The organism is Lactobacillus acetotolerans DSM 20749 = JCM 3825, from assembly GCF_001436775.1.
Lineage (GTDB): Bacteria > Bacillota > Bacilli > Lactobacillales > Lactobacillaceae > Lactobacillus > Lactobacillus acetotolerans.
The window spans coordinates 1-3794 of record NZ_AYZC01000066.1 but is presented as its reverse complement, the minus strand read 5'-3'; the positions used below and the strand labels follow the sequence as shown (position 1 = coordinate 3794).

4 protein-coding genes are annotated in these 3794 nt (G+C 36.1%); all 4 read left to right on the top strand.

Going from position 1 to position 3794, the window contains the following annotated elements; genetic code table 11:
• The first annotated feature begins 122 nt into the window (after positions 1 to 122).
• Genes manA through FC77_RS07335 form a run of 4 tightly spaced genes read left to right on the top strand, consistent with a single transcriptional unit; the run spans position 123 to position 3702 of the window.
• The gene (manA, locus tag FC77_RS07350; RefSeq protein ID WP_056970991.1) at positions 123 to 1091 is read left to right on the top strand and encodes a mannose-6-phosphate isomerase, class I; all 969 of its coding nucleotides are present in this window, start codon (positions 123 to 125) and stop codon (positions 1089 to 1091) included.
• A gap of 36 nt (positions 1092 to 1127) precedes the next feature.
• Positions 1128 to 1520 (top strand): SdpI family protein, encoded by a 393-nt coding sequence (locus FC77_RS07345; RefSeq protein WP_056970990.1) that lies wholly within the window; start codon positions 1128 to 1130, stop codon positions 1518 to 1520.
• Complete coding sequence (locus FC77_RS07340) at positions 1520 to 2251, top strand: response regulator transcription factor (protein ID WP_056970989.1); 732 nt, start codon at positions 1520 to 1522, stop codon at positions 2249 to 2251. The genes FC77_RS07345 and FC77_RS07340 overlap by 1 nt, the downstream gene beginning before the upstream one ends.
• Complete coding sequence (locus FC77_RS07335; RefSeq protein ID WP_056970988.1) at positions 2248 to 3702, top strand: sensor histidine kinase; 1455 nt, start codon at positions 2248 to 2250, stop codon at positions 3700 to 3702. Before FC77_RS07340 ends, FC77_RS07335 begins: the two co-directional genes overlap by 4 nt.
• Positions 3703 to 3794 lie beyond the last annotated feature (92 nt).

The following is a 3794-nucleotide window of genomic DNA, read 5'->3' as shown; positions in this document are numbered from 1 at the left end:
TTGGCTTCATGACCTATTTGAATCAGTGTTGCACTTAATTTGATAATTCAGGAAATTAATAAATTTAAAAAAGGTTTCATTTTTCCAACGCAAAAGTTTAAACTTTATTTGAGGTGATATAAATGGAACCCATTTTTTTGACACCATATTTTAGACCTAAAATTTGGGGTGGACGTAAATTAAATACTATTTTTCACTATAATATTCCACAAGGAAAAGTCGGTGAAGCCTGGATTATATCAGGTTATAAGGATGATGCTTCAACTGTAAGTGCTGGTCCGCTTAAGGGTAAAACTTTACGTGCCGTTTATCATGAACATCCAGAAATGTTTGGTAATCCTAAAGAAAAAGAATTTCCACTTCTGGTTAAATTCTTAGATGCAAATGATAACCTCTCTGTTCAGGTGCACCCAGATGATGCATATGCTCGCAAAGTTGAGCATGATAGTGGTAAGACTGAGAGTTGGTACGTCATGCAGGCTGATCCTGGTTCATATCTGATCTATGGCCACACCGCAAAAACGCGAAAAGAATTAGCCGATATGATTCATAAGGGTGAATGGGATAAGTTATTGCGTAAGGTTCCAGTAAAAGCTGGAGACTTTTTCTATGTACCTGCAGGAACGATTCATGCTTTGACAAAAGGCATTTTAGTTATTGAAACGCAACAATCTAGCGATGTAACTTACCGTCTTTATGATTATGACCGGGTAGATAAAAAGACCGGTAAAAAACGTGAACTGCACACACAAAAGTCGATTGACGTAACTACTGTGCCGCACGTTGATCCCAAGCTAAATATTAAGAATAATACTGATCAGGACGCAAAAATAAAGACTTTGGTGGAGCCACCGATTTCACCGCACTTTTATTTGTGGCAAATTGACCTTGATGGAACTTGGAAGACAGGACTTAAAAAGCACCCTTATCTTTTGGTTTCGGTAATTTCTGGTTCGGGTAAATTTGAGGCTGATGGTCAAGATTATGAGCTTAAAATCGGTAGCAATTTTATTATTCCAAATGAGCTGAAGGATTTTACATTCACTGGTAAAATGAAAATTGTTATGTCTGCTCCAGGAGATAAAGATTAAGGCTAGTTAAATATAGAAAAGGAAGTGAAAGAGAATATGATCTATATTTTTTGTGGTAGTTTAATTATAGCTGTTGGCATCATTTGGCTGATTTCACCAGCTCAAAGGCCGAACAGGCTGTATGGTTATCTATCGTATTTAGCACAGGTTAATAAAGATAGTTTTAAATTTGCTCAAAGACGGGCGAGTTTATACTGTTTGTTATTTGGTGGAATTCAAGTAATATTAGGTTTACTTATTCGCTTTTTAAATTGGGATCGATATTTCCTTTTCTGGTTACTCACTTTTTATTTCTTTATCTTATTTCCGATTATTTGGACAGAAAAAAGTCTTAAAAAATTTCTTATTAAACGTCACGAATTGCCAAAAGACTATGTTGATCCCGATAAAGTAAAACATAAGAGAACAAAAGGATTTAAGGATCAATAATGGGTTTGAAAATTTTAATGGTTGAAGATGACAACTCTGTTGCCGAAATGATGGGGATGTTTTTTAAAAAAGAAGGATGGTCTGAGGATGTTGCTGCTGATGGAATTCAGGCAGTTGATATGTTTAAGAAAAATCCTTCAAAATATGATTTGATTACTTTAGATCTTAATTTACCTAAAAAAGACGGGATCCAGGTTGCTAAAGAAGTACGGGCTATTTCTCCAACTGTACCAATTATCATGCTAACTGCGAGAGATAGTGAATCAGATCAGGTTCTAGGTTTAGGTGTTGGGGCCGATGATTACGTGACCAAGCCCTTTAGCCCGCTTGCTTTAATAGCTAGGATCAAAGCCTTACATCGGCGGGTGATGATGGAAGATGATTCGAGTTCATCTGATTCTAATGAAGACAAAAATGATTATGACATAGAAACAGCGCACCTTAAGATATCTAAATCTAGGCGGGAAGTTTTGTTTGATGGGCGAGCAGTAACCAATTTAACTCCTAAGGAGTTTGATTTACTATTTACGATGGCGCAAAAGCCGAAGCAGGTTTTCTCACGTAATCAGCTACTTGAACTGGTTTGGGGCTATGAATATTACGGGGAAGAACGCACTGTAGATGCCCATATTAAAAAGTTACGACAAAAATTAGAAAAAGTTGGTGCTGATGTTATCCAGACTGTTTGGGGTGTTGGTTATAAATTTGATGATTCGCAGGTTACGAAATGAAGTTAATTTATCAGCACATGCTTGGCTTTTTATTAATTATTGTAACCACTGTTTCCATTATTGGTTATGCGGAAATTAATTATATAAGTAACCAGGCTTATTCACAAAATTATAAGAGAATGGAAGAATATGCTTCGTCATTAGGAGAAATGGCGGCGAGCAATGAACGTGGTGGTACTGCACGGTTAAATTCCAACTTTTTAAACCAGCTGCAATTTGTTTTACAGGGTGATAATGTTCACTTAAGAATTTTTAATAATCAAAATGTCCAGATTTATCCTAAAACACGGGATAATTTGCAACTTTCTAAGAATGTTTTTAATACTCTTAGTCATGGACAAGAAATTCGCATAAAGAACAATAATAAGCAGGATTCTTACGTTGGTCGCAGTAAAGATGCTTATACTGGTGTGCTGGTGCCCTGGTTAAATAATAAAAAGTTAATTGGCATAATTTGGATTGGCTCCCGTGTTAAAAATGTGGAACGGCCAATTTATATGGCTAAGCATAATCTATTAAATGCATTGATTGTTACCTTAATTGTTGGATTAATTCTAAGTTTTATTTTGGCGTATTATTCTACAAATAAAATCAAACGTCTTTCGCGGGCAACTAATAAGGTTGCGGCTGGAAACTTTGATGTTCAGCTTCCGCATAAGGATAGTGATGAAATTGATCAACTAGCTGGGAATTTTAACCGCATGGTCCGAGCGTTAAAAAAGGCTGATGGCGAAATAAAAGCTCAAGAAAAGCGGCGCGATCAATTTATGGCTGACGCTGCACATGAAATGAGGACACCTTTAACGACTATTAATGGCATTTTGGAAGGTTTACAGTATGATGCGATTCCAGAAGAGTCTAAGCCAAAATCAATTGCTTTAATGCGGCAAGAAACTAAGCGTTTAATTCGTTTAGTTAATGAAAATCTTGATTATGAAAAAATTCGAAGTAACCAAATTATGCTTACCAAAACGAATTTTAATGCTCATAAGGTATTAAACGATGTTCAGATTCAACTTAAACAGAATGCTGAGAAGTCTAAAGATAAATTAGTGGTTGAATCACCAACTGATTTGCCAATTTATGCAGATCGTGATCGCTTCACGCAAATCATGGTTAACTTAATTCAGAATGCGATTCAGTTTACGCAAGATGGCACAATTACCGTGACCGGTAGGAGGATTGAACACGGCACAACAATTTCAGTTCATGATACCGGAATAGGTATGAACAGTAAGCAGATTAAGTATATTTTCGAACGTTTCTTCAAGGCTGATCCATCACGCGCTCATCATGGAGTTGACGAATCAGGATTAGGCTTAGCAATTGTTTCTTCTTTGATTAAGCAGCATGGAGGAAAGATTGAAGTTAAGTCAAAACCTAAAAAGGGTTCTACGTTCACGATTACAATTTTTGATAAAGGTTACGAACAGTTTGTAGCGAAAAAATAATAAGTAAATAAAAAGGAACATTTCTATTTCAATGTATGTAGTGAGCCCAAGAAATTGGACAAACATTTGTTTTAGCTGACTAGGGCTTGATT

What these genes read in the sequence shown, in the direction of transcription:
- manA (WP_056970991.1), top strand. Translation starts at nt 123, where the DNA reads ATGGAACCCATTTTTTTGACACCATATTTTAGACCTAAAATTTGGGGT.
- FC77_RS07345 (WP_056970990.1), top strand. Translation starts at nt 1,128, where the DNA reads ATGATCTATATTTTTTGTGGTAGTTTAATTATAGCTGTTGGCATCATT.
- FC77_RS07340 (WP_056970989.1), top strand. Translation starts at nt 1,520, where the DNA reads ATGGGTTTGAAAATTTTAATGGTTGAAGATGACAACTCTGTTGCCGAA.
- FC77_RS07335 (WP_056970988.1), top strand. Translation starts at nt 2,248, where the DNA reads ATGAAGTTAATTTATCAGCACATGCTTGGCTTTTTATTAATTATTGTA.